This window comes from Leminorella richardii (assembly GCF_900478135.1).
Lineage (GTDB): Bacteria > Pseudomonadota > Gammaproteobacteria > Enterobacterales > Enterobacteriaceae > Leminorella > Leminorella richardii.
On the sequence record NZ_LS483470.1, the window covers coordinates 2,962,129 to 2,986,575 of the forward strand.

17 protein-coding genes are annotated in these 24,447 nt (G+C 49.8%); 4 read left to right on the top strand and 13 right to left on the bottom strand.

Annotated features, from left to right (window positions below):
- Positions 1-128: 128 nt before the first annotated feature.
- Positions 129-698, top strand: coding sequence for a DUF4875 domain-containing protein (locus tag DQM29_RS13590; RefSeq protein ID WP_170126537.1), 570 nt, complete (start codon positions 129-131; stop codon positions 696-698).
- A gap of 433 nt (positions 699-1,131) precedes the next feature.
- Positions 1,132-1,308, top strand: coding sequence for a hypothetical protein (locus DQM29_RS18215; RefSeq protein ID WP_170126538.1), 177 nt, complete (start codon positions 1,132-1,134; stop codon positions 1,306-1,308).
- Between the two features lie 259 nt (positions 1,309-1,567).
- Here the strand turns inward: DQM29_RS18215 and DQM29_RS13595 are convergent, their stop codons facing one another.
- The gene (locus DQM29_RS13595; protein ID WP_170126539.1) at positions 1,568-5,593 is read right to left on the bottom strand and encodes an autotransporter outer membrane beta-barrel domain-containing protein; all 4,026 of its coding nucleotides are present in this window, start codon (positions 5,591-5,593) and stop codon (positions 1,568-1,570) included.
- A gap of 498 nt (positions 5,594-6,091) precedes the next feature.
- A complete protein-coding gene (locus DQM29_RS13600) occupies positions 6,092-8,740 on the bottom strand; it encodes an autotransporter outer membrane beta-barrel domain-containing protein (RefSeq protein ID WP_111741190.1) in 2,649 nt (882 codons plus the stop codon).
- Positions 8,741-9,544: 804 nt separating this feature from the next.
- Between DQM29_RS13600 and DQM29_RS13605 the strand changes: the two genes are divergently transcribed.
- Entirely contained in the window at positions 9,545-10,645 is a 1,101-nt protein-coding gene (locus DQM29_RS13605; protein WP_111741191.1) for a mandelate racemase/muconate lactonizing enzyme family protein, read from the top strand.
- Between the two features lie 98 nt (positions 10,646-10,743).
- Here DQM29_RS13605 and DQM29_RS13610 read toward each other — a convergent pair whose 3' ends face one another.
- From DQM29_RS13610 to DQM29_RS13625, 4 genes are all read right to left on the bottom strand, one after another.
- Positions 10,744-11,355, bottom strand: coding sequence for a GntR family transcriptional regulator (locus tag DQM29_RS13610; protein WP_111741192.1), 612 nt, complete (start codon positions 11,353-11,355; stop codon positions 10,744-10,746).
- Positions 11,356-11,498: 143 nt separating this feature from the next.
- Positions 11,499-13,094 (bottom strand): UxaA family hydrolase, encoded by a 1,596-nt coding sequence (locus DQM29_RS13615; protein WP_111741193.1) that lies wholly within the window; start codon positions 13,092-13,094, stop codon positions 11,499-11,501.
- A gap of 39 nt (positions 13,095-13,133) precedes the next feature.
- Complete coding sequence (locus DQM29_RS13620) at positions 13,134-14,429, bottom strand: MFS transporter (RefSeq protein WP_111741194.1); 1,296 nt, start codon at positions 14,427-14,429, stop codon at positions 13,134-13,136.
- Positions 14,430-14,484: 55 nt separating this feature from the next.
- Positions 14,485-15,378 carry a dihydrodipicolinate synthase family protein gene (locus tag DQM29_RS13625; protein ID WP_111741195.1) on the bottom strand — a complete coding sequence of 298 codons (894 nt, stop codon included), beginning with the start codon at positions 15,376-15,378 and terminating at the stop codon, positions 14,485-14,487.
- Between the two features lie 347 nt (positions 15,379-15,725).
- Here DQM29_RS13625 and DQM29_RS13630 point away from each other — a divergent pair, with 347 nt between their 5' ends.
- The gene (locus tag DQM29_RS13630; protein ID WP_172622633.1) at positions 15,726-16,493 is read left to right on the top strand and encodes an IclR family transcriptional regulator; all 768 of its coding nucleotides are present in this window, start codon (positions 15,726-15,728) and stop codon (positions 16,491-16,493) included.
- A 136-nt stretch (positions 16,494-16,629) separates the two neighbouring features.
- On the opposite strand, the gene DQM29_RS13635 is transcribed toward DQM29_RS13630, so the two are convergent.
- The 7 genes from DQM29_RS13635 to DQM29_RS13665 all read right to left on the bottom strand — a co-directional run bounded on the left by DQM29_RS13635 (position 16,630) and on the right by DQM29_RS13665 (position 23,891).
- On the bottom strand, positions 16,630-17,844 hold the full coding sequence (locus tag DQM29_RS13635) for a fimbrial protein (protein WP_111741197.1): 1,215 nt from the start codon (positions 17,842-17,844) through the stop codon (positions 16,630-16,632).
- Positions 17,845-17,867: 23 nt separating this feature from the next.
- Positions 17,868-18,458, bottom strand: coding sequence for a fimbrial-like protein (locus tag DQM29_RS13640; RefSeq protein ID WP_111741198.1), 591 nt, complete (start codon positions 18,456-18,458; stop codon positions 17,868-17,870).
- A 16-nt stretch (positions 18,459-18,474) separates the two neighbouring features.
- Entirely contained in the window at positions 18,475-19,080 is a 606-nt protein-coding gene (locus DQM29_RS13645) for a fimbrial protein (RefSeq protein ID WP_170126540.1), read from the bottom strand.
- Positions 19,081-19,094: 14 nt separating this feature from the next.
- Entirely contained in the window at positions 19,095-19,679 is a 585-nt protein-coding gene (locus tag DQM29_RS13650; protein ID WP_170126541.1) for a fimbrial protein, read from the bottom strand.
- 85 nt (positions 19,680-19,764) lie between these two features.
- Positions 19,765-22,371: an outer membrane usher protein gene (locus DQM29_RS13655; protein WP_111741201.1), complete on the bottom strand. Its 2,607-nt coding sequence runs from the start codon at positions 22,369-22,371 to the stop codon at positions 19,765-19,767.
- A gap of 55 nt (positions 22,372-22,426) precedes the next feature.
- Positions 22,427-23,170: a fimbrial chaperone gene (locus DQM29_RS13660; protein WP_111741202.1), complete on the bottom strand. Its 744-nt coding sequence runs from the start codon at positions 23,168-23,170 to the stop codon at positions 22,427-22,429.
- 145 nt (positions 23,171-23,315) lie between these two features.
- Positions 23,316-23,891 carry a fimbrial protein gene (locus DQM29_RS13665; RefSeq protein WP_111741203.1) on the bottom strand — a complete coding sequence of 192 codons (576 nt, stop codon included), beginning with the start codon at positions 23,889-23,891 and terminating at the stop codon, positions 23,316-23,318.
- Positions 23,892-24,447: the final 556 nt, after the last annotated feature.

Here is a 24,447-nt window from a genome sequence, read left to right on the forward strand (position 1 = left end):
GCTTAATTATATGGTTCATAGGCTGTCGCAAAAGTGTCGCACAAAGTTTTTATATCAAAACTAATAAGGTAATCCCCTTCAAACGCAGTAGGTAATACAACCTCTGGACTACAAATAGGATGTTATATATGGCTCTATTACTTAAATTACGGAACACTGCAACGCTATTGGCAATAGCTGTATCGCTGCCCGCCTTTATCGGCATCGCTACAGCTGCACCTATTGCTTACGAAATCATTCAGGATGAAAACACGCCTACAGGAAGCCAGCGGACTAGTGCAAACATAACTATTGTCGCACCGTCCGCACAGGATAAAGCCAGCCGAGCTGAGGCTGTAAAACAGGCCGTTAATGACAAGGTAGCAAAAGACAAGACGACCGTAGTTAACGTTTCATTAATTCCATCAAAACAGCTGCTCGGCACGGGCGCCCTACTCGCGCAGGCAGAGTTCTATGCAGACGGCTGCGGCTTTTCAGGCTCCCCCTGTAATGGCGTCAAGTGGAGCGTTATCGCATCTGATATCAAACTTTCAGATAAAGACCTTCTGATATGGAACCAGTGGGGAATAAGCTCTAAGGAGTTTGAGGCTAAAGGAATTTTTGATGATAATAAAGTTGCCGCGGACGTAGCAAAAAAACTCAAAATAAAGCTCTCAGAAGTTGAGATCCCTTATGTAGAACTAGAGGCCGTTAAATAAGCTACAGATTCATGACTCATTGAACTCTGTATTAATGGTGAAGGGCCAGCGAGGTGTAGCTGGCCCTACTTATATAGAGGCCAAAAGCGACACTACACGTTCAGCATCACATAAATGTCACTACAGGTCTCATCCAAAAAATAGCTTACCTAAAAAGCATTTTATTGCGCTAATGAACTACAATCTAAAATAGATCTTCAGACAAGAAGTTCTAAGTAATAAAGTAAATAAAAAAGAAATTAATTCATCAAAAATAAATCATCAATACAAAATCCTTATTGATATGAAAATTATATTCATAGAAAAATAAATAAACCCTCAATTATTATTAAATAAAAAACACTTATATTGATTAACGCTACATTTTAACATTAAATAAAAATGCCTAATGGTACATTTTATTAATTTTAACTCTATAAAAGGATATATAGTTATGCGTCAACTCGACCAGCATGAAATCGAAGCAGTAAACGGCGGCTGTTCTTTCATCACCGATGCCATCAAGTCCATCTTAAATAAAGAATCTGGCGGCTTCCTGAGCAATATCTTTGGTGGTGGCTTACTGGACAGCATCTCAAACATCTTCGGTGGACTCTTTAAGAAGAAATAATTTATCGACTTAATTAAAAAGAGGGGAAACAGCCCTCTTTTTAATGCAACACATTCTATATCTTAATAATTAAATAAAAGCACTCAAAAAAACAACTCAAATGCGCCTTACTCTATAAGAATGTATTCCATAAATATCCAATTCACACAATATCTTTTACTCAGTAAAGATTTCCTTATCTAAACCTCTCATCAAAATAGAAAAGGGAAGACAAAATGCCTTCCCTTGCTGATTTAAGTCACGTTAATACCTACAGGTATCAAAACCGGTAGTTAACGCCCACGACGCCACTGGTATCGTGATACCCATTTTTACCGACCTGCTGAGCCACGTGACTCCATACGCTGAAGCCTTTGCTTAACCGGCCTTCAATTCCCACCTTCGCCTCATAAACGTTTCGGCTTCCTTCGGAATAAGAGCGAGTATCTTTCATCTGAACACCGTACTGCTTTGAATTATGCACCCAGTTTGTTTCCACAAAGGGCTGAAACTCACGCACGGTATCTTTATCTACACGACTCTTGCCGTTGAGATACAAACGAACGCCTAGGCGAGTTTGGATATTGTCGTTACCTTCACCTTTCACCCGCGTACCATTTTTTTCAATATGGTCATCGGCCTTCACCCCAGCCCAGATAACCTGTGCCTGCGGTCGAATATAGACCTTATTCTCTATATTGCTGTCCGTGGCGTATGATCCTATGTGATAGGTATAGCCTGACTCTACTGATGAAGTAATACCCTTACTGTTGTAGCTCTCTTGGGCAAGTTCATTGCCTTTCACAGTATTATCAAACCAGTTATAGAGCACCCATGAGTCAACGTACAGCCCTGTCTTTTCTAGCGAGTTCTGATACCAGGTTCCGTACAGGCCGGCACTGTAGCCGCTCACTTCACCGCGAGAGCGATGACCCGACCAGCGGTTGTGGGTATTGCTGTTCTGCTTGCCATAGCCGCCCATTATGCCTAAGTGATAGCTATCAACGCCGTTAACGCTTCCCTGAGCCAGATCGCCCCCAAGCTGTATCACAAAACGGTTAGCCGACGTCTTATTTTGACCGTCAGACATCCGTCCTGCACTGTGTCCACCCGATACGCGCAGCCACATGCTGGTCTCGTAGCTTCCCCCAGTAACAGGATGGAAATAGCCAGCGCTGCCCTGGCGATCGTGTAGTCGAGTACTAAACAGCGAGTTGGCCGCCGCTAGGTTACTGGTATAGCTGCCCCCTTCGGGGCGATAAACGTGAACCGAGTCGTTCGAATTACCGGACTCATCGGGATTCGGCGAGTGAATTAGACTGGTCAGATACCAGCTATTCAGGTCTTCGCCGGAAGCCGTACCCTGTTTCACATAGTATTCATAGCTGCCCGCCACGATACGCCCGCGCTGCACAAAAGCATCCGACGTCGTACTGCCGGTTTCAACAATCTTAATCCCTTCATGCACCAGAGAGCCTGAACCGTTCTCATTGCTCACGGAGACATAGGTTGTGCCAGTCGCACTACCGGTAACCACCAGCTTATCGGTCAGGCTACTGTCTCCACCGAGAACGGTTCCCAGAGAAAGACTGCCGCCGTTGCCGACGTAGTCACCGTCGATGGTCAACGTGTTGCCAGCGCTAGTATCGCTATTATTCAGCACGATATTGCCGCTGTTAGTCACATCGCCTGTCAGCGTCACGCTAAGAGGAGAAGCGGGCGGAACGCCATAGTCATCAATCAGTAGAGTACCGCCGTTATCCAGCGTATTCACCGTCTGGCTGTTGCCGTTAAGATTCAGCGTGCCCCCTTCATCAATAGTCACTCCGGACGTATTGGCAAAGGCGTTCGACGCTGTCGTCTTTAAGGTTCCTTCATGGATATGGGTTGAACCGGTATAGGTATTTTCTACCGACAGAACCAGCGTGCCTTTTCCGGCCTTGGTCAAACTTTTACCGTCCCAGAGGGTATTGGTATGCACGGTATTGTCTGCCAAATCGACACCGAGACTAAAGGTGCGTCCTTCATCAAGGGTAAACGTCCCGTGAGCATCAGAGTCCAGACCGTTCCAGTACAGTGAGTACTTAATGGTTCTGTCTCCGGCGTTGATATAGGCAAAATCGGGCTGACTCATACCCGCCACAAGCGCGTTGTTAAAGGAGAACGCTCCACTGATGCCGTTAACCGTTTCCACCAGCATAATGTCGTGCTGATCCCAGTGGGTGATATTCGCATTGAGGGAGGCTCCCTCTTCGATAGACAGAGAGTCCGCTTTAAGGCTGACACCGGCACCAAGAGTTAACGCGGTTCCCTCGGCAAATGAAACCTGTCCGGAAAATTCAATTGGCTGTCCTGCAAGGGCAACGCTGGCCAGTCTGCCAACGGCCAAACCGCCGTTGATAGCGCGATTCTCTGCAACGCGCCCCACAATAAGCAGCGCTGTTGCGCCTTCAGCGGTGCTGTCCGCCAGCGTGATATTTCCGGTGATGACTGAGCCAGTGTCTAACGTCAGGGTATTGCTGCCGCCGGTGAGATCTATCGCAGAACCATTTTCACCCGAATTGGCACCCGTGCCACCGCTACCGCCAGTGATTTGGCCGCTGTTGACGATCGTCAAATCGCTGCCGGATATTCCCGCGCCGCCGTTGCCGCTGCCGATGTTACTACTGCCACCTCTGCCTCCAACAATAGAGCCACTGTTTTCAATCACTCGGTTACTGCCGGAGATCCCCGCACCGCCATTACCACCGTAGTAGTTATAGTATCTGGCATCATAACCTACTCCCCCGGTAATACTGCCAGTGTTAGTGATTTTACGGTTGTTACCGGATACGCCAGCACCACCTTCACCGCTAACGCCCATGATGTTACCTCGTTCACCGTTCCCTCCAGTGATAACACCCCTGTTGATAACCTCTATGTCACTACCTGTTACGCCTGCCCCACCGTTACCGCCGTTAAGAGCCTCACTACCCGGACCATTGTAGGAACCGTTACCACCCGTAATGCGGCCATCGTTAGTGATGGTCATATCGCTACCAGATATCCCTGAACCGCCGTGGCCACCGTTACCGCCAAGTGCGTTAGCAGTATAGCCACCGCCGTATTTACCGTTTCCACCCGTGATAGAGCCATTTGCCATATTGGTTATCGACATGTGACTACCAGATATTCCGTCACCGCCATCGCTACCATCAGGGCCTGATGAATCTCCACCGGCAAAACCGCCTTCCCCCCCAATAATAGAGCCGCTATTAGTGATGACCGCATTGCTGCCGAATATACCTGCCGCCCCTGCGGTAGGGTTTCCGGCCCCGCCATTGTCGTCGAGGCCGCCATAGCCGCCTTTTCCACCGGTGATGCGACCGCTATTAATGATGGTCATGCCGTTACCGGATATTCCCGCACCGGCCATGCCGGCATCATTACCATAGCCGAAGCCGCCCTCACCGCCGGTAATACTGCCGCCGTTAGTTATCCTTAGGTCATCGCCGGAGATTCCCGCACCGCCAGCGTTTCGTGAGTTCCCTTCTCCCCCGGTAATAGACCCACTCGCTATATTGTCTATTGTCAGCCGGTTGCCTGATATTCCATCCCCGGCAACACCGCCTAAGCCGCTACCGTTACCATAGCCATAGCTGCCTCTGGCTCCAATGATTCTACCGCCGTTGGTTATCGTCGAGTCATTCACGGATATGCCGGCAGCGCTATTACCACCGTAATGACCTTCCCCGCCAGTGATAGTGCCGCCGACTATATTGGTTATAGTCAGATGGTTACCGGATATCCCCGCTCCACCCAGACCATCCGTACTGCCAATATTGCTCTGACCATAGCTTCCGCTACCGCCCGTAATTTGACCGCGATTAATAATCGTCAGGCTATCGCCAGAGACACCGGCGCCACCGGAACCCGAGCGAGCGGATCCACCATAGCCGCCAGCCCCTCCAGTAATGCGGCCGTCATTTTCCAGCGTCAGATTGCTGCCAAGAATACCAACGCCTGCATCATTGTATCCATTACCGCCCGCGCCGCCGGTAATAATGACACCGCTAGCCACGGTTACGCGGTTATCTGATGCGACAGACTCCGGATCCGTTAAAAATATGTATCCCGCTTCGCCGCGAGTTCCCTGCGCGTCAGCCGTTTCGTTAATTCCGCGAGTACCGGTGTTAGACGCAGCAGAATAAGGGTATGGCCCCTCGATCTGAATAGTCGCGCCTATTGCCGATCCGAACGATGCAGCAATTGATAGGCTTAATAGGGCTATTTTGTGTGGTTTATTAAGAATATATGGGATTTTCATGTTCTTATAACTCTCCATGTTCTATTGCAGTCCTAAATCAGTATACATAGCAACGCATTTTAATGAAATATTAGATCGAGTTTTTATTCCATAAAGAAATAAATATCTAGATATTAACTAAAAAACGGCAGGTAAAAACATACGGGGTGAGTAAAACAGACCATTACGTATTATTAAATGGCTTGCAAGCCATTTAATCTGGATGTTCGCTCGGTAAAAACACTGGTTTGTAGTTGGTTTTTTTGTTATACACACGCGATGAATATTAATGGTTTATTAATTAATAATAGCATTTCATTAATAAACATCCGAAAGTATCCGTGATTCTTTTTATTACACTGAATTAATAAAATAAAAAATTTCAATACACTAAATACGCAATCTTGACGGAAAATATATTCACCGTTATTCCTGCACTGATGCATCAAAAAAGCCTCTAAAAATAAAAAGGATCGGTGATAAATCACAGGCCCTTGCAGCATTATCTCTACATCTACATCAAAAACTGTATTTAGCACCCAGCATTGCCTGCGTATCGCTGTAAGAATCGTTTCCTATCTGCTGCGATACGTTGCCCCACAGGTTAAGCCGTTTACTGACCTGCCCTTCGACGCCGATTTTGGCTTCACCTATATTTTTTGCCCCACTCTGGCTGCTTTTACGGTTATCCATCTCGACGGAATAGTCTTCAGTATTATGTATCCAGTTGGCTTCGATAAACGGCTGGAAGGTGCGATCTTTGCCGTCATCCACCGCACTGTGGCCGTTCATAAAGGCGCGCATGCCTACGCGAGTCATTAAGTTGCCGCTGGTATCGTATTTGATCCGACTGCCGTTATTCTCTCGGTGTGAATCGGCCGTAACCCCTAGCCAAACCAGCTGGGCTTTCGGCTGTAGCCAAAAGCTGGAACGTTCGCTATCTGCCAGCTTGATACTGTACCCGCCTTCCAACGAGGCCGTCACGCCGCTCGATTTGTACTTCTCTGCCGCCAGCCGCTCGCCGTTAACCTCGTTGTCAAACCAGCCGTACTGCACCCATGAATCCAGATAGCTACCGCTTTTATCCACGCTGTTGGCATACCAAGTGCCGTAAAGACCTACGCTATAGCCGTTCACCGAGCCTTTAGAGGTATAGCCGGTCACGTTAGAACGCGTTTTACTGTGGCTATTACCATAGCCCGCCATAGCGCCGACGTGCCAGCGATCCATGCCGTTGCGAGTCCACTGAGCCAAATCACCGCCAAGCTGCATCACATAGCGATTGCTGGTGGTTTTTAGCTGCCCGCTGCCGTCATGAAAGCGGTTATGCCCCCCGACGTTGCGCAGCCACATGTTGGTCACCTTCTGTTCGCCAGTTAGCGCATCGGTGTACTGCGTCTCCCCAAGACGGTCGTGCAGACGAGTGATAAACAGGGTATTTGCTGCGGATAGGTTAGCAACGTAGCTGCCCGCCTCCGGACGATAGACTGGCTTTGGCGTAGACACTTCCGGCGTCACGGGTGGAGTCACTGGCGGATTAACCGGTGGGTTCACTGGTGGATCGACAGGAGGATTCACCGGAGGAATAACTGGGCTATAGTCAGAAACCAGATACCAGCTGCTGTCGTTCGCCCCAGCGATGGTGCTGCCTGAGCGAACAAAGTAGTCAAACGCGCCGCCGACAATACGCTGGCTGTTGCCAAAAGTGCCCGCTGAGTTGCCCTCAACCTGAACCAGCTCAATCCCCTGAGTGGTTAACGCGCCGTTGCCGCCCGCATTGGTAATAGAAATATCCGTATGCCCTGACGTATCGCCTTTAATGACCAGCTTATCCGTTAGAGAACCGTCGCCCTCCAGCACCGTATTCATGGCGATAACGCCGTTATTGCTGTGATAATTGCCGTTTACCGTCAGGGTTTTGAACACGCCGTCCGTATAGTCATAGTGAATGCGAGTCTTATTCCCCAGACTCAGCGTTGTCACGTCAGAATCCTGATTCATATTCCAGCGACTGTTCTGGCCGCTGATATCAAGGGAGACAGTACCGGTTTCACTGTCCGTGGAAGCACCGCCGTTAAACTGAGTCCCGTCTGTCATGACTAGCGCTATTTGACCGCCTTCAGTTGCCAGCATATTGCCGGTAATCAGAAACTTACCGGACGTAGCCGTTGACGTACCGCTGCCGGCAATATAGTCATTAAGCTCGCTGACTGTTTCCAGCGCCGTTTTTTGAGAAACAATTCTGGAGCCAACGCCCTTTGCATACACCGCATAGGCCGTATCGTAACTAACAATCACCTCAGCACCGCCGGTCAGCTCAATAATGCCGCCCTTCTGGTTTTGCGTATCTGTTCCTACTGTGGCGTGCAGCGCATTTGCTCGGGTACCAGAGGTTTCAACGTATGCGCTATCTCCAAGCTGAATAACCCCGCCTTTATTGGCATACACCGCATGAGTCAACGCTGTTCCACTGTTGGTAGTAGAAATATGGCTACCGCGGTTGATAACCACAAATGCCGAACCGTTCTGTGTATCGCTATTACGGTTACGGTTGCCGGCAAAAACAGCATAGCCTTCGCCGCTCGTCTCGCTGGCACTCGTCGCCTCGCCGGTGATAGTCGCCCGTTCACCAATCTTCACGTGGTTGTACTCTCCCGCGTTCGGAGAGAGATTAGCCCGCACCGCCACGCCGACTCTTGAGCTAATATCAACGTCATTTCCCAGCGTTACCGAACCGGATCCTTGATACAGCGCCACGTTAATACCGTCGCCCGAGCTCCCCGTTGCCCTTATTCTCGCGCCGTCGCCAATAGTCAACGTCGTCGGGCTACCTGCACTGCCGGACGCCTTCAGGTTAATAGCATCAGCATTCAGTCCCGATACCGTGACTATCAACTTGCCGCTTAAGTCTATATTTCCAGCATACATATAGACACCGTGCGTACCGCCGGTGTTATCACCGCCGTTCCATGAGCCGTTGGTATTCACAATAGTAATATCCTGTGAACAGGCCATTGAAGTAGAGCCATTGACGGAATAGATAGTCTCATTGGAAAAGCTAGACTGCCCGCCGCTGCAGTCCGCTGCAAGAGCAGCAGAAGGCACAGCGCCCACAGTCAGCGCAATAAACACTGCGGCGGGAGTTGGTATCGCATTATTTTTTAACATGTTATTAGTCCATTAAATACATCAATAAACGTTGACCCGATTCTAGCTTCACTGATTTTTGTAAAAATAGGATGACGACAGTGAGCCGGTAGAAAATGAAAAATGAGTATATTGTTAGGCACTGCTTAACGAGAATGATAAGCGCTAAAAAGGCATGAGCCTTTGCAAATATTACAAAAATAGCCCGCAGCTAATCTGGTGTTATTAATAAATATTTTTTTGAAAACCTCCACCAGAATATTATTCCATACCTGTTGCTTAAAAAGAAATATAACACAATAAACGTGTTTTTATAAGTCATTCAATTCAATTGGCGCAGTTTGTAAAGAAAGTTTACTCCGCTGTGATTGGAGGTAAAAATAATTGATAAAGCAGGCAATATATTTTGCTGACATTTCAAATTAAAGAAATAATTTAAATTAAAATGGTGTCATTAATCATAATGACAATAGAAATTATATTAAGCATCTATTCATTGATATAATAGCGTTAATTTATAGTCCCCCCTAAATTTATACACAAATTAGTCAAATAATAATGAGCCAGTTAGCAGGCTTTATACTGATTTTTTATGTGAAAATAGACAAGCCGTGCCCGCCTCAAGATCTTTCGCTACTGTTCTACCCTTTCGCTGGCGTCTAGCTGTCTCTTTAGACTACGTGAACTGCTGCTCTTCAGCATCGTTACCATCTGCCTAAAAACCGTGATCCTCCCCCCACATCCAGCACAATCTGTTTGATCTTTACGCCGGCTCACTTATTGTATTTACATTGTATACAATATAAATACCAAAAAGGAGCGACGATGAAAATCACCAAAGCAGAAATCTTCATGGTAGACCTGAAGCCGAAGGTAAAGCGCGTAGACGCCATCCAGTCCTTCGTTTCACAAGAAACCCCTATCGTTAGGATAACAACAGAAAGCGGCCTGGTCGGTGAAGGCTACACCTATACCATCGGCACCGGCGGATCGTCAGTGGTGGCGCTGCTAAACGACCACCTGTTGCCCAAGCTCATCGGCCGTGATTCCTCCATGATCGAAGAAATATGGGAATCCCTGCTGTTCTCAACCCACGCCACCTCTGTTGGCGCCATCACCTCCCTGTCGCTGGCGGCGATCGACACCGCCCTGTGGGATCTGAAGTGCAAACGTCTGGGGCAGCCTCTGTACAAAGCGGCTGGTGGCGCAAAGTCTAAAATCAAGCTCTACACCACCGAAGGCGGCTGGCTGCACCTGAGCACTGAAGACTTGGTGAAAGATGCACTGGACGTGAAAGCAAAGGGCTTCTGCGGTTCAAAAATCAAGATTGGTTCAGAAAGCCCAGTACGCGATATCGAGCGGTTAGAAGCGGTGCGTAAAGCCGTCGGGGGTGAGTACGTGATTATGACCGACTGTAATCAGGCGTTTAAATTCTCTGAAGGCAAACAGCGCGCTGCGCTGCTGGAACACATTAACCTATCGTGGATTGAAGAGCCGTTCCTCGCTCACGACGTGGACTCCCATAAAAAGCTGTGTGAATCCACTACTATTCCCGTTGCGGTCGGCGAATCCATGTACTCCGTTCAGCATTTTAAAGAGTACCTGCAAAACAACGCCGCCGACATTATTCAGGTGGACGTTGCCCGCATCGGCGGTATTACGCCGTGGCTGAAAGTGGCGCACATGGCCGAATGCTTCAACAAGATCGTTTGCCCGCATTTCCTGATGGAGCTACACATCTCTCTGTGCTGCGCTATCACTAACAGCCGCTGGCTGGAGTACATTCCGCAGCTCGACGGCATCACGCTCAATCAGGTGAAGATCGAAAACGGCATCGCCTATCCACCGCAGGAGCCGGGCATCGGTATTCAGTGGGACTGGGAAAAAATCCGCAAAGAGACGCTGGTACACCACGTTATCGAGTAACCATGTCTGTTCTTTAGAAATAGAAAACGGGGTTGCAGCATATACTGCGACCCCGCTCTTTTTATGTCTGTTCTTTTAATATAAATAGAGCATAACAGCTACTTAAAAGCTGAGAAAAGGCGGTTATAGGAATTGCCAACGTGTTCGGCCACCGCCCCCCTCGCCTGTTCAAGATCCCTCGCGATCACTGCATCGCAGATGGTTAAGTGCTCGCGGGAAGACGCCAAAATAGACTCTCCTTCACCGTTGCCGGCGCGCAGCATCCGCAGCCGCTCGTAAATAAACGACAGCATTCGGGTGACGATTTCATTTTGGCAGTCCACTAGCAGCCGCTCGTGCAGTTCGCTATCTGCCTCCAGCAGCAGATCAAAACGCGTCTCCGCCAGTCCCTGTTCGATCTTCTGCCGAATATCGCGATAGCGCTGAACGTCCTGGTTTTCCCATGAAAGGTTAAGCACCATCAGCTCAATGTCTTTTCTGACCTGAAAAATACTGCGTATTTCGTTAAAGGTGATTGGCCTGATGGTCTTGGTTTTATTTTTTGAATGTTCGATCCAGCCTTCTGTCATAAGCCTGAAAATCGCCTCACGAAGAGGCGTACGGCTGACGTTTAGCTCTTGGCACAGTTCATTTTCAGACACCGCGCCGACCAGCTCGTTAGCAATAATTTTCGCCTTGAGCTGCTGATATGCTTTTTCACTGACGTTCATAAAAGATAGGGTAGCCGATAAAATGTATACCAATAAAATACCGACTAAGAGACGGCAAATCAATTAACGCCGCGGTTCAGGCAAAAAGACGCTCTCATAAAAAAGGGGCATCCCTGCCCCTTCTTTATGTCAGACAGATAGCATTACAAATCCAGCGAGCGCTTCCACAGCAGGAAGTCAAACTGTTCCAGCCTGTCGGCCTTCACCACGTAGTCCTTACTGGCTGTGTCGATAACTTTGTCAAACAGCCCGCGGCTCACTTCCGGCAGCGGCATGCCGTCGATTACCGGGCCGCAGTCAAAGTCGATCATGTCGCTTAGCCGCTCGGCGATGGCGCTGTTAGTGGAAATTTTCAGCACCGGCACAATGGGGTTACCCGTAGGCGTACCCAGTCCGGTAGAGAAAATCACCACGTTACAGCCCGCGGCCACTAGCCCGGTCACCGCATCCACATCGTTACCCGGCGTGCACACCAGCGACAGGCCGCTGTCCGGCATCGGTTCGGCGTAATCACACACGCCAGTAATCGGCGCGCGACCGCCCTTTTTCGCTGCGCCCGTGGACTTAATGGCGTCAGTGATCAGGCCGTCGGCAATGTTGCCAAAGCTTGGGTTGTCGGCAATTGTAGTGTTGAAGAAGTTGGCGGTTTTCTCATAGGCCTGCATCAGATCGAGGAACTTTTTCTTATCTTCAAAGCGAACGCAGCGCTTCACCATATCTCCTTCCGCGCCGCACAGCTCGGGGAACTCCGCCAGCCCGGATGCGCCCCCTAGCGTTGTCAGCCAGTCAGACACCAGCCCCATCGCTGGGTTACCGGAAATACCGGAGAAGCCGTCCGAGCCGCCGCACTTCACTCCTAGCTTCAGGTAGGAAAGAGGCACATCGACTCTCGCCGTTGGCTTCACCGCCTTCATGGCGTTAAAGGTTTCTTCCAGCGCGGTTTGCATCATGCGCTCTTCGCTGTCCCACTCCTGCTGGAGAAAATAGAGCGAGGGCTTATTGAAATGAGGGTTGCGCCTTGCCAGCGCGTCCTTAAACATCTTTTGCTGTGACTTTTCGCAGCCCAGGCTGAATACCGTCATGCCGATGACGTTCGGATGGTCGGCATAGGCCGCCAGCACGTCACACATGGTTTCGCAATCAGAAGTCGCGCCGCCACAGCCGCTGGTCACAGTAATGCAGCGAACGCCTTCAATATGTGGGAACATTTTTGGCGCTTCCGCAGGTGCAGCGCTGCCGGAGGTCAGGCTAAGGGCAAAGTTTTTCAACGAACTGTTGCTGTAGCCCAGCGCCTCATTGAGGGCATCGGTCAGCTTGGTGACGTTGCGGTTTTCGCAAAATACCAGCGGGAACACCAGCCAGTAGCTGGCGGTGCCGACCCGGCCGTCGTCGCGAACGTAGCCCTTAAAGGTGCGGGATTCCCATTCAGAAACGTCCGGCGCCTGCCAGCTGTACGGCTCAACGTTCTCTAAAGAAACTGGCGCGGCGTGATGACGAATATTGTCCACCGTAATCGCCTCGCCCTTGGCAATCGGGCGAGTTGCCTTACCTACCGGCGTGCCGTACATCGACACCACGCCGTCAACCGGCACGTTTTCCGTCGCAAACTTGTGCTTGGCCTTGACGTCGGTCACGAGGGTAAACCGCTCGCCGTTCCAGTCATAGGACTCACCGGCGCGCAGGTCTTTCAGGGCGACAATCAGGTTATCGCTGCTGTCGATACGCAATATTTTTTGCATGCTCACATCCTTCTCAAAGTGGCTCTGACCTAAAACGAACTATGCCTCATCAGACGGCTGGCTATTTTTTAGCAGGCCAATCAGCAGCGCACAGCCGACGGTAATAACGGACAGCGTAATCAGGCCGGCAATGCTGCTGTTCATCAGCTGATCCATCTCTACGCGGATGATGGGAGCAAGGAACGCGCAGAAGGCGCCCATGGTGGTACAAAAGCCGATGCCGGCGGCCAGCGCCGGGCCAGTCAGCAGCTGTGGCGGGAAAGTCCAGAAAATCGGCTGGACGGACAGAAAGCCAATCGCGCTCAGGCACAGCGCTGCAATGGCGAAGACCGGCCCGGCAAAGGCAGAAATCGCCAGCCCAATCGCCGCCGCCATCATGCACATCACGGAAATAGACACGCGCTTCTCTGGGTGACGGTCAGCAATGCGGGGAATATAGTAAACGCCAAACGCTGAACATGCCCAAGGGATAGCCGCCACCAGCGACTGCTTAAAGCCCAGACTTTGCCCCATCAGCGAGGCGACCTGTGAGGGCAGGAAGAACATCAGGCCGTATACGGAAATCTGGATGGTGCCGTAGATCAGCGCCAGATGCCACACCTTCAGGTTCTTCAGCGCCGACAGCACAGAGCTGGTCTCGGTTTTTGACTGTTCTGAGGCAAGCTGCGCGTTTAACGCCTCTTTCTCTTCCTGAGTCAGGAAGCGCGCCTTGGTCGGGTTATCGTCCAGATAGAAGTAGGCAAAAATCCCCAATACCAGCGCAGGTAGCCCTTCAATCACGAACATCCAGAACCAGCCGGGGTGCCCCATCCAGCCGTGCAGCTCCAGCAGCGCACCCGATATCGGTGAGCCCAGCGTCAGCGCCAGCGGTACGCCGAGCACGAAAATGCCGACCACCGAACCGCGCACTTTGTTAGGAAAATAGATCGACGCCAGCAGCAAAATGCCGGGATAGAAACCCGCTTCTCCCAAGCCGAGCAGGAAGCGCAGGATGATAAATTCCGTTTCGTTGGTCACAAACCCTGTCATCGCCGACAGCAGCCCCCAAACGGCAGTGGTAATACTCAGCCATTTTTGAGCGCCGATTTTATTCAAAATCAGGTTTGCCGGAATGCCAAACAGCGCATAGGCGGCGAAGAAGATCCCCGCCCCCAGCGCAAAGGCCGACTCGGACAGGCCAATATCCACCTTCATCGCGTCTTTGGCAAAGCCGACGTTGACTCGGTCAATAAAGGCGACAAAGTACATGATAAACATCAGGGGAACGAGGCGTTTCCACGATTTCTGTATCGCAGAATTTAGTAGGGGGTTATCGTACTGCGCTATTTTAGCCATTTATTTTTCCTTATATTCTGTAGATAAAATGTTCTATTTATTGATCTAATAAGGTTTATTTATAGGAATCGGCTGCGGTAAGAATGTCCTGTAGCTGCTGTGTTTGTACCGCGTTCAGGGTGTTGAAAGGCGACGAACAGCGGTCCGACTGAATCACGCCCTTAAGCTGTAACGCTTTCTTAAAGGTCGGTATAAAAGGCGCATTGACCCCGTAGACCGCCATTAGCCGATCTACCGCGCGCTGGTGCTGACCCACAGCGACCAAATCACTGTTGCTAAAGGCTCTCATCCAAGAGGCAAAAAACTCCGGCACGATGTTAGAAAGCCCGCCAATACAGCCATTCCCACCGGACAGTACCGTATGGGCAAAGTTGTTGTCATAGCCCGCGTACACTTCAAAGTGCGGGATTTGCCTTTTCACCGTATTGATCACCTGTGCGGTGTGCGCCGTGTCGGGAATGGTGTCCTTCATACCGATAATATTCGGGTACTTGTCTGCCAGGCGCAGGCACACCTCTGGCGATACCGAGTAGCCAGTTCTTTCCGGGAAGTTGTAGATAAAGATCTTGGCCGGAGTCTGAGAGGCAATGGTGCTGTAGAAGTCAAAAATCGCCTCGTCGCCGAGCGGAAAGTAATAGGGGCTGATAATCATCACCCCGTCCAACCCCTGCTCGTGCGCACAGTTCGCCAGCTCAACGGACTCGTTTACGTCCAGGCGACTTGCTCCGGCGTAAACCTTCATATCGCCTTTAGCAAACCCGCCGCAGGCTTTGATCAGCTGCCGAGAGCTTTCCATATTCAGAGAAAAAAACTCACCGGTGCTGCCCATCACGACAAATCCGGACACGTGCGGCTTAATAAAGTCGTACACCCGCAGGTTCTGTTCAACGTCGATTCGGCCTTTCTCGTCAAAAATGGTAACGGTGGGCGTAATGTAGCTACTTTTCATTTTTACCTCGTGGAGACTGTTTTTGTTGATTGTTCATATATACAAACTTCATTTATAAATACAAACTACCGCGAGTATACCTAAGCCGAAAAACGAGTCAAATGTAGCCAGATCGTTTCAATAAGCATTTATTTTATTGATTAGTAAAAGTTATTTATTTACAGGGCGAAAAGACGATCTTTTGCAACCAACGCTTTTTCGTTAATGTTTGATGCCAGTCACACAACGCGGCAAAAGGATAAGAAGCGGAACGGGCCTGCGAGTGGGAAAAGGGGCGGGGCGATTTACTTGGGTTATTTTTAAACCTAGAATGGTGGCCCTGTTTACCGGCAAGAGCATTTATCACTATGGAACACAAGCCCACCATGCGGGTTTTAGAAATACTGGAAGCGCTCGCGTCGGAGAATAAAGGCGTTTCATTAACCGCCCTCTCGGAAAAAACCGGTATTCTAAAAGGAACGATTTTCCCGATACTGAAAACGCTGGTGGAACAGCGCTACATCAGCTACGACGTCAACGCCCAACTCTACTATTTGGGCATTTCCTGTTCCATTCTGTCGCGATCGTTCCTCGACAAGTCCTACTGGCTAAACATGGTGTACAAAGAGATGAACGACATTGTTAAAGAGTGCAATGAAGTTTGTCAGATGGGCATTCTGGACGGTGCAGACGTGCTGTACATCAACAAAGTGCAGGCGGAGCAGACTGTTCAGCTAGTATCCCACATCGGCACTCGACTGCCGGCAATCTATTCCGCACTGGGCAAAGCCATTATCTGCGAGTACAGCGATCGACAGATTCTGGATCTCTATCCTGAAGGGTTTACCCCCCTCACTCCCTACAGCGTGACGTCCATCGAGCAGCTGCGTCAGCAGCTTGAAGGCGTGAAGCAGAACGGTTACGCGGTAGATAACCGGGAAATCAACGAAGAAACCACCTGCTATGCGGTCGCCTTAAGGCAGCGAAACCACACCATTGCCGCCATTAGCATTTCGATCCCCACCTTCAGGGCAACAAAAGAAAAAACGGCAGACGTTACCCGCACGCTGCTGGCCGCGCGCGGGCGTATTGAACAGGAGCTCAATACGCTACAGGATGTGAATTTTTATAAATAAGCGTCTGGCATAAAAAGGCCTCCTAAACAAGGAGGCCGATGTTTGAAACCGTATAAAACGCATCTAACATAGTAAAAGTATTCTGCAACCTACTGCCATCAGCGGTACTCGCGTGCGTAGAGCAGTCCAGAAGGCGCTATGGATACGTGATTTGAAACGTCCCCTTGGCTTCAAGCCTGCCGGAACCGATTGTGGCACTGCCGTCCTGTTTAAGCGTCGCAAAAAACTTCAGCGTTTGCAGGGCGTTGCCCACCGAACTTTGCTGATAGTCAGACTGATTGGCATAGGATGAAAAATGATAAATTGAATCAGCCTTGTTAGGCACCAGCGTCATCTTTGCGCTAAGCGGGTTAGCATCCCCTTCGATCATCACCCCAACGCCCTTGGCGGCATCCGCCCCCGTTTTAGTATTGGTTAACAGCGTTGTATCGCCAGTACCAACGCTACTAGATACAAGTTTCACCTGTACGTTTTTAACGTAAGAACAGCCCTCCAGATTTAACGAAAAGGGTACTGCGGCAAGTCCGTTTCTAATGTCGCTAGCCTTATGTTCCCCCAGAGCGACAGTGGTTCCGGTAACGCTACTGCCGGAAATGGACCTCGCGGTACAGGTCGGAAATGTCACAACCATAGGGTTACCGGTTATATTAAATTTAACCTGTTTTGAACCGTATAAATCGGCTCTCGGGTCTGTCATTTCAAAGAGAAAGTCGTAGTCTTGCTGCACCTTAGTAAAGTTCATCGACAGGGGGCTAGCGGTTGGGCGAAAGGAGGAGTCGGCATAAAAATGATACTCTGCCGTCAAGACGATCCCGCCCATGATCATAAATTTGTTTTCTACCCCACCACAGGCGCGAAGATTTTCGGGTGGTATAAACCCGCTAAAATCCAGGTTAATCGTATTACTATCAAGCCAAACGGGCCCGGTGATCCCTGTGCCAAAATTGAGCGTAGTGAACTTGACAGAAAAATAGAGTCCAGAAACGGACGTTTTCCACAGGGTGTGGCCATCGAATCGCTGACCCGAGCTCTGATAGCTGGTGCTCATTCTAATGTCGTGCATATCATGATGGCTATTACAGTATACCCCTCCACCCGTTCCGCCCGACTGAAATCCATCCCAGTAATAACTCGATGTGCCAACCTTTCGCATAGACGTCTCGCTGTGAACAGCAACGGTAGGCATGCCCGCATTAAACGTTGCAAGCCCGCTGCTTAATCCACCAAGATAAATGTTATCTCTTGAGGTCGGCGTTTCTTTTTCACCAAAATAAATACTCCACGCGTGGGACGGCATGGACGAAAGGGCAAAAAGCAAAGTACCAGCAAGTGCGGCAAAAAAACGACTCATGTAGCATCCTTTCTCTTTCTTGCTCAGTTATAGCTCACGTTAACCAGCACGTTCGACAGTACAGGCCCCGGCGTTACGCCGAGGCTGGCGTCGATTTTTTGCATCCGGGTGTAAAACGTCCAGGTTGAGTTTTCCAGCGTGCTTTTTGTCACTGGATAAACGGCCTGAGAGCTTCCATCGGTTTTCAACACGTTAAAGCGATTGGCGCCGTCCTGAGCAGAAAAAATCACCACCCCCACGTTTTGCGCCCCGCTAACCAACGCGTCGTTGGCAAAGATCTGTCGACTTGGTAGCGGAAAAAGGCCGCTCTGTGGGGTAAACTCAACCTGCATTTGCGACACACTGCTTATCGTCGAGAGCTGGACGCAGTTGGTAATACTTAGCGTAAACGTCTGCCCTCCCGGATAGTCAGTTGTCGCCGTCACACCCGCTGCAAAATAGTTCGGCGTTACGGTACCTAAAATGACCCTCCCACCGTTACTCACTGTCACTTTGCAGGAGTTAGCAATGACATTGGCGGTAAAATCCACATCTTTTGCCAGTACTGCCGAAGCGAAAAACAACGCCGCCATCGGCCACAACGTATACGCCAAACGGCGTTGATTTCGACACATCTGCTGTACCTAAAAGTTACTCGTAAACAATGTTAAACGTTCCCTGCGAGCTGAAGCTTCCTGCCGTTACAGCATCAGAAGAATTCGGCGCAGCAACGACTAAACGAGCGTTTAGCGGCCATTCGGTGTCCGCTGTCGGAGAGATCCGCACCGTTTTTTGCACTGGAGAACCGCAGTTTAGTGGTTCACCGCTTGCGTCTTTAGGGTCGCTTTTCGTCCGAATTGCTACTGCAACAGCACTCGCACTACCGGCTCCTGTTACAGTATTGGCAAAGGCATTTCCCGCCCCTGCCGCGTCGCAGCTTACGCCCGATTTTGGACGCAGAGTTATCTTTGCCTGACCAGAGTTAACCGACTCGCACTCAGAGAAAATCAAAGAAAAAGATTTAGATTTGCTCTCATTCACTACTTCAGAGGTATACACGTCGCCAAAAGCAACCGTGTTGTTCTCTACTTTATCAACCATCAGCTTTACCTTACAGGTACCCGCTGTGACAGTAGTAATAACATCCAGCTTTAAAGATTCCGTCCCTTCCGCTGCGCTGGCAATGTTCATATACAGAGAACTGGTAATAAGCAGGCCGCTAATAAGGCTACAGTAAACGGAGTTAATTTTTTTCATGACATTTCTCTCGCTCATTCGTAGGTAAATCCAAACGTGGCCGAAGCCTTAAAGCTTCCGGTTTGCCCGCCGCCATAATCGGTGCTGGTTTCACGCAAAACCAGCGTCATATCGAGCCCACTGCTTTTTTCACCACTGCTCCAGACGACAGAGTCTCCCGCTTCAGTACCCTGTTTGAGCTTAATAAAGCTGTCTCCTGACGTTGACTTGCGTTTAAAGCCCATCCCAACCCATTTCGCAGTACCGGCACCCGTCAGTTCGTTACTCGCTAAGTACAGGGGTGAATAAGTTGATACACGCCCCGGTGTGATAGTCATCGATATCTTACTGAGGTCAGCTGTGCAGTACTCGGCCTTCAGCTTAAAGTGAGCCTGCGCCTGATTGGCCGTCTTTTGCTTGATGTATCTCAGGGGCACTTCCGGCATCATCATCGTGTAACCGGACGTAGTGCTCCCCGACACATTGTCCCCCGACAGCGTAATCTGGCAGGTTGCCGCTTTGATATCCGCAGTAAAAGTGACTTCCACATCCTGGGCCAGCCCCAGCGGTGACGTTAACACTGTTAGAGGAACGGCTGTGGCAACCAGCATTTTTTTCATATTTACCATCGTTTCCCTTATTTCCATCATTGCGCGACGCGCGCTTTTTGTTTAAACGTTGCCCATCTCTATCGCTTAAGCGGGCTTACTGAACGCGGCAGACCGCGTTGTTAAATACCAGCGTTTGCCCCAGCTTTTCCTGTAAGTCAGTCACTTGGTAATCGATCATGCAGCTTTGAGCGCCGCTGCCAGCGCCCCATACCACTCGAAGCTGGCCGCTGTCCTCAATGCCGCGAACAAATGCCTGACCGCCCTGCCCCACGTGCCCAATAATGACGCCCTGCTCGTTATAAACATCAGCGGCGAAAGGGATAAACTCACCGTCGCTGCGCGAGAGTCTCATAACGGCGGAGCGCCCCATGTCGGTATCAAAATTGGCCACGACAACCGAGCCGGAGCGCGGTATGGTCGTTGCGCTGGTGCTCTTTAACTCAACGTCGTTTTCTACTGTTTCAATATCTAAAGAAACGCTGTTTTCACGATAGGGAGAGAGCGTATTGGCAACCCCGTATCCCCAGCGGTCAACGGTGTTGTTGCCGTAGTTAATGCGCGCGCCTTGAGCGCCGGGAGCTTTCACCAGCACCAGCGTATCGCTGTCGCCGAAGCTGTTATTGCTGAAGGTTAGCCCACCGCGATGCAGAACAAATCCGCCGTCAGTATTTGCCGAGTACTGCCTGCTGCCGTCATCGTTGGCTGATATTGATGCCCCGAGAGTGCCCCAGGGAGACTCATAGCTGCTGTAGCCGCCAATAGAAGCCAGATCCCGCCCGGTCTTCACCATGCTATAGCCGGTGTTAACGCTATAGCTCAGACGACCGTCTTCACTGCCGCCGTAGCTGCTCATGGTCAGACCATGGTTACCGTTAAAGTCAGTGTTCATCTGGCCGTCAACAGAGCGGAAGCCTGACGTGCGCCGTTCGCCGCCCAGAAGCTTTTCGAGAGGGATACTGACGTTAAAGTACATGCTGTCTTGACGATCGCCGTACTCATCCCAGGTTCTTTGCACGCTGATGCCGTAAGACCCCCAAGAAGCGCTGTTGCTGTATCCTAGCGAATAGTTGCTGCGACTTTGGTCCGTTGCCCAGTAGTCAATCCAGCTGCCCGTCAGGTAAAACGATCCAAAATCTTGCTCTTGAAGCCTCAGGGGTTGGTTAATGCTGATGCTGAACTGGTTTTTCATCCGCGTATAGTTGCCCATGCGGGCCTTGTCTTCTTCACTAATGTTTTCTGGCGGATGTTTAGCATCGTCAATCAGCCTAATTGCGTCATTCAACCCCAAATAGTTTTGCGTGGAATAGCGGTAAGCAGCGACGTTTAGCGAGGTGTTCGTCGCCTCAAACATTTTGTTCCAGGAAATGCGGTAGCTTTGCCCCGAGTAGCTCTTATCATCGGGAATATCGACCTTAGAGTGGGTCACATCGAATGAAATCGCACCAATGCCGGTGTTCACCCCGACCCCAAGCAGGCCAGACAGGTAGTCGTTATCGGTCGCCTGAATGCCGGTATAGCCAGTCAGCAGGTTGTTAATACCGTAGTAGAAGGTTCCCTGAACCAGATTGGGCTCATCTTCCAGATCGTCATTGATAATTCGACCACCGCTGATATCCCAGCGCCCAACGCCGGGGCTCATCATTTGCACTACTGACGAGAACGGCTGGCTAAAGGTACGTATAGAGCCATCGGCTTCTTCAATGGTGACGATCAAATCCGCCCCGTAGCCCGAAGGGCTCAGATCCTCGATAGCAAACGGACCAGGAGGGACGGTGGTTTCATAAATTTTATAGCCGCCCTGAGTAATCGTGATCTTGGCGTTGCTGTTCGCTACGCCCCGAACCGTAGGGGCATAGCTGGAAAGGTTAGAGGGCAGCATGCGGCTATCGCTGTAAATGCGCGCACCGCGGATGCTCACGGAGTCAAACGTTTCCCCGGTCGTATAGGATTCGCCCAGAACGATCTGCGATCTCAAGGCAGCCACATCGCGCTGAACGTAGCGGTTTTGAAAGTCAAAACTGTTACCCATTGAGTTCGACCAGCTGTAGTTCCCTCTCGCTCTGAGCCGCCAGGCGCCTAAATTTATCCCGCCGTTAAAATTGGTGTAAAAGCTGTTGTTATTACCGCCGTGATTCTCCGTTCTGTAAGCATTCGTATTGTAAGAAAGCAGCGCGGCATTGATCCCTTCTTCCCAAAGAGAGGGATCGACATAGTCCCTATAGCCGTGCACGATCCAGGCCTGAGGTAGCGAAATATTAAGACGCTGTTCATTGGTGTCATACTCAACGCGAGACTGAGCAATTGACTGCTCCAAATCCAGACAGTCACTCTTTTTCTCTTGCTCGCTTTTTAGCAGCCACTGAGTGTCCATCATGCCGGGCTGCTTAATGTGTAGCTGCGTCAGCAGGCTGGGCGTCAGGCAGGCAAGAACGCCGCGATCTTTGATATCAATAAACTCTACGCTGGCGATTGAAACTGGCCTGTCGTTAATAAACACGCTGACTTCATGAACACCGGCAAGCGCAGGGTTGCCGTCCGAATAGCGCGCCAGATCCAGAGACGTTGCCGCGCTGCCCATCAGAAAAGTGCTATCGTATTCCACTTTCTCAGCAGCACTGGCTGCGCTGCTGCAAAATAGCGCACAGGCCGCTGCTATACCTGACGTTTTACGGTGGAATTTTTTATTATTAGGTGTAGACAACTTGATTGGTATCCCTTCGGCGTCTCTAAGTTATAGAAAAAGAAAAAAGCGTACCTTATAGACCGGCGCTGCCTTCTACCGCTCCACCGAAGTCGTTAATGGCAGAGAAGCTAATCTTGGCCTGCCTTGGAATGCTCTTGATTCCTTTCACCGGATAGCGGGTTTCACCAAAGGGGACAACCATCTGGCTTTCTATTTCGTACTTTCGACCGCCAGCGTTCAGGTTTAGCGAGCTAAACGATACGTGGTAAGGGGTTGGGTTTTTAGCAATCACCACCGCTACGCCCTTTTCTACGCCGGTACTCCACACCAGCGCTTTCGGCGCTTCGGAAGGAATACCGTTCAGCCCTTCAGGGCGATAGAACAGTTTGATGCGTGTGCGAAACGCCAGCTGCAGCATGTTTTTACCGGCTGTTTCCCCGTCTGCTGGCTTTGGCGGCACTTCCAGCACGTTGAACCAGAAAACGCTTTCGCGGTCTTTAGGCAGCGCGCTTGCGGCGGTATACATCACCTTGACTGTTTGACCGCGCTTGGAATCAATGCGAGATACGGGAGGCGTTGAGTTGAAAGGAACGCTAATTTGACTAGGGTCAACGTTATCATTACCGGTATCCAGCCAGTTTTGCACCAGCAGCGGATTCTCTCCCCGGTTTTCCAGACGCACGTTGACGCTTTTCTGACTTTCTTTATAAACAATGCGGGTACCGGAAATCACGATATCCGCCTGCGCGGGCGCACTCAGAGCGGTGAGGCATACGGCGCATGAAATAACCGCCGCGGCTTGAGTAAAATAACGCATAAAACATCCATCCCTAAACGTTGTTCCCCACAGGGGATATCCTGACAGCCCTGCAGGCACAGCACTGTTACCAGATACCGCGCCGCAAAAAGTGCAACAATAAACTCACAGCCCGACGCCGTAGCGCTCGGGCTGCTCTCACCCATTACTGGTAAGTGAAGGTGTAGGCTGCGTTAGTCATAACGTGGCCTGATTTCACCTCAGTGGTGGAATTTTCTCTCACGTAAGAGGCCAGAAAATCAAACACTGCTACCTTATTGGTGAAAGACGCTTCCATGACTTGGCTTGGATCGTTCACTTTTACCTGATTCTGAATCGCGCCGTTTGGACCTTCTGTTAAGTGCAGCGCAATGTTGACGCCCTTAGCTGGATCGTTAATAGATTCGTTATTTTTCAGCGTGCCGGTGCTGTTGCTAAAAAATACAGAACTAAAAGTTACAGAAGCCTTATCCAAAGCATTACCGGACTTGTTGCAGTCAATGGTCAGGCTAAAGGCCTTTGGCTTGGCGCCAGCTGTTGTATTGGAAACCATACCCGCAGTCTTTACTTCATCAACTAGCGCAGTATCCAGAAGAACTAGGCCATCTTTTCCGCCACCGTTAACACGGGTATCACAGGTGTTATCGCTCACTAGGCCGCTGATGTTGATTTGGCCAGCCTCGCCAGCCATTGCAGACGCAGAAGCCAGTGCCAGAGCGGCAAAAAGAATACTTTTTTTCATGGTACATCCCTTGATATAAACAAAGTCCAATAGAGGTAATAATTCACGCTTGCAAAAAGCGTCCGAACGCCCTGCCAGTGGCAGCAGAATATTGACTCGCCTTTACGTGAATCATTAATTTTCATTACGTGGTTAGGTTTAATGGCAGATAAAACCTTCTGCAACAATAAACGTGCGGCATTATTCCACTCAATCATAAATATCGTCAACCGCATTTTAAAGATATCATCATAATATTAAATAACACCATGAAAAATAACATATTTATATTTTATTTGAATTGTTTTTAAAAATTTAAAAAATTATTTTAAAAAAATAAAAAGTGAATTTTTATATTAAAATCTAAGAATTAAAAACATAATTAAATATAAAATAAAAATGACACATAAAATAAATGAACCACGTTAAAAAAAATTATACAAAATAAAATTTACCGGCTAAAAAATAACTACCATCCATAACTCCTTTAAAAATGCGCCCGACAGGAAAGTAAATACGTCGTTACTTCAGAAAAAAAATAAACGCGGACTCTGACTCACACAATTAGCTATCAGGC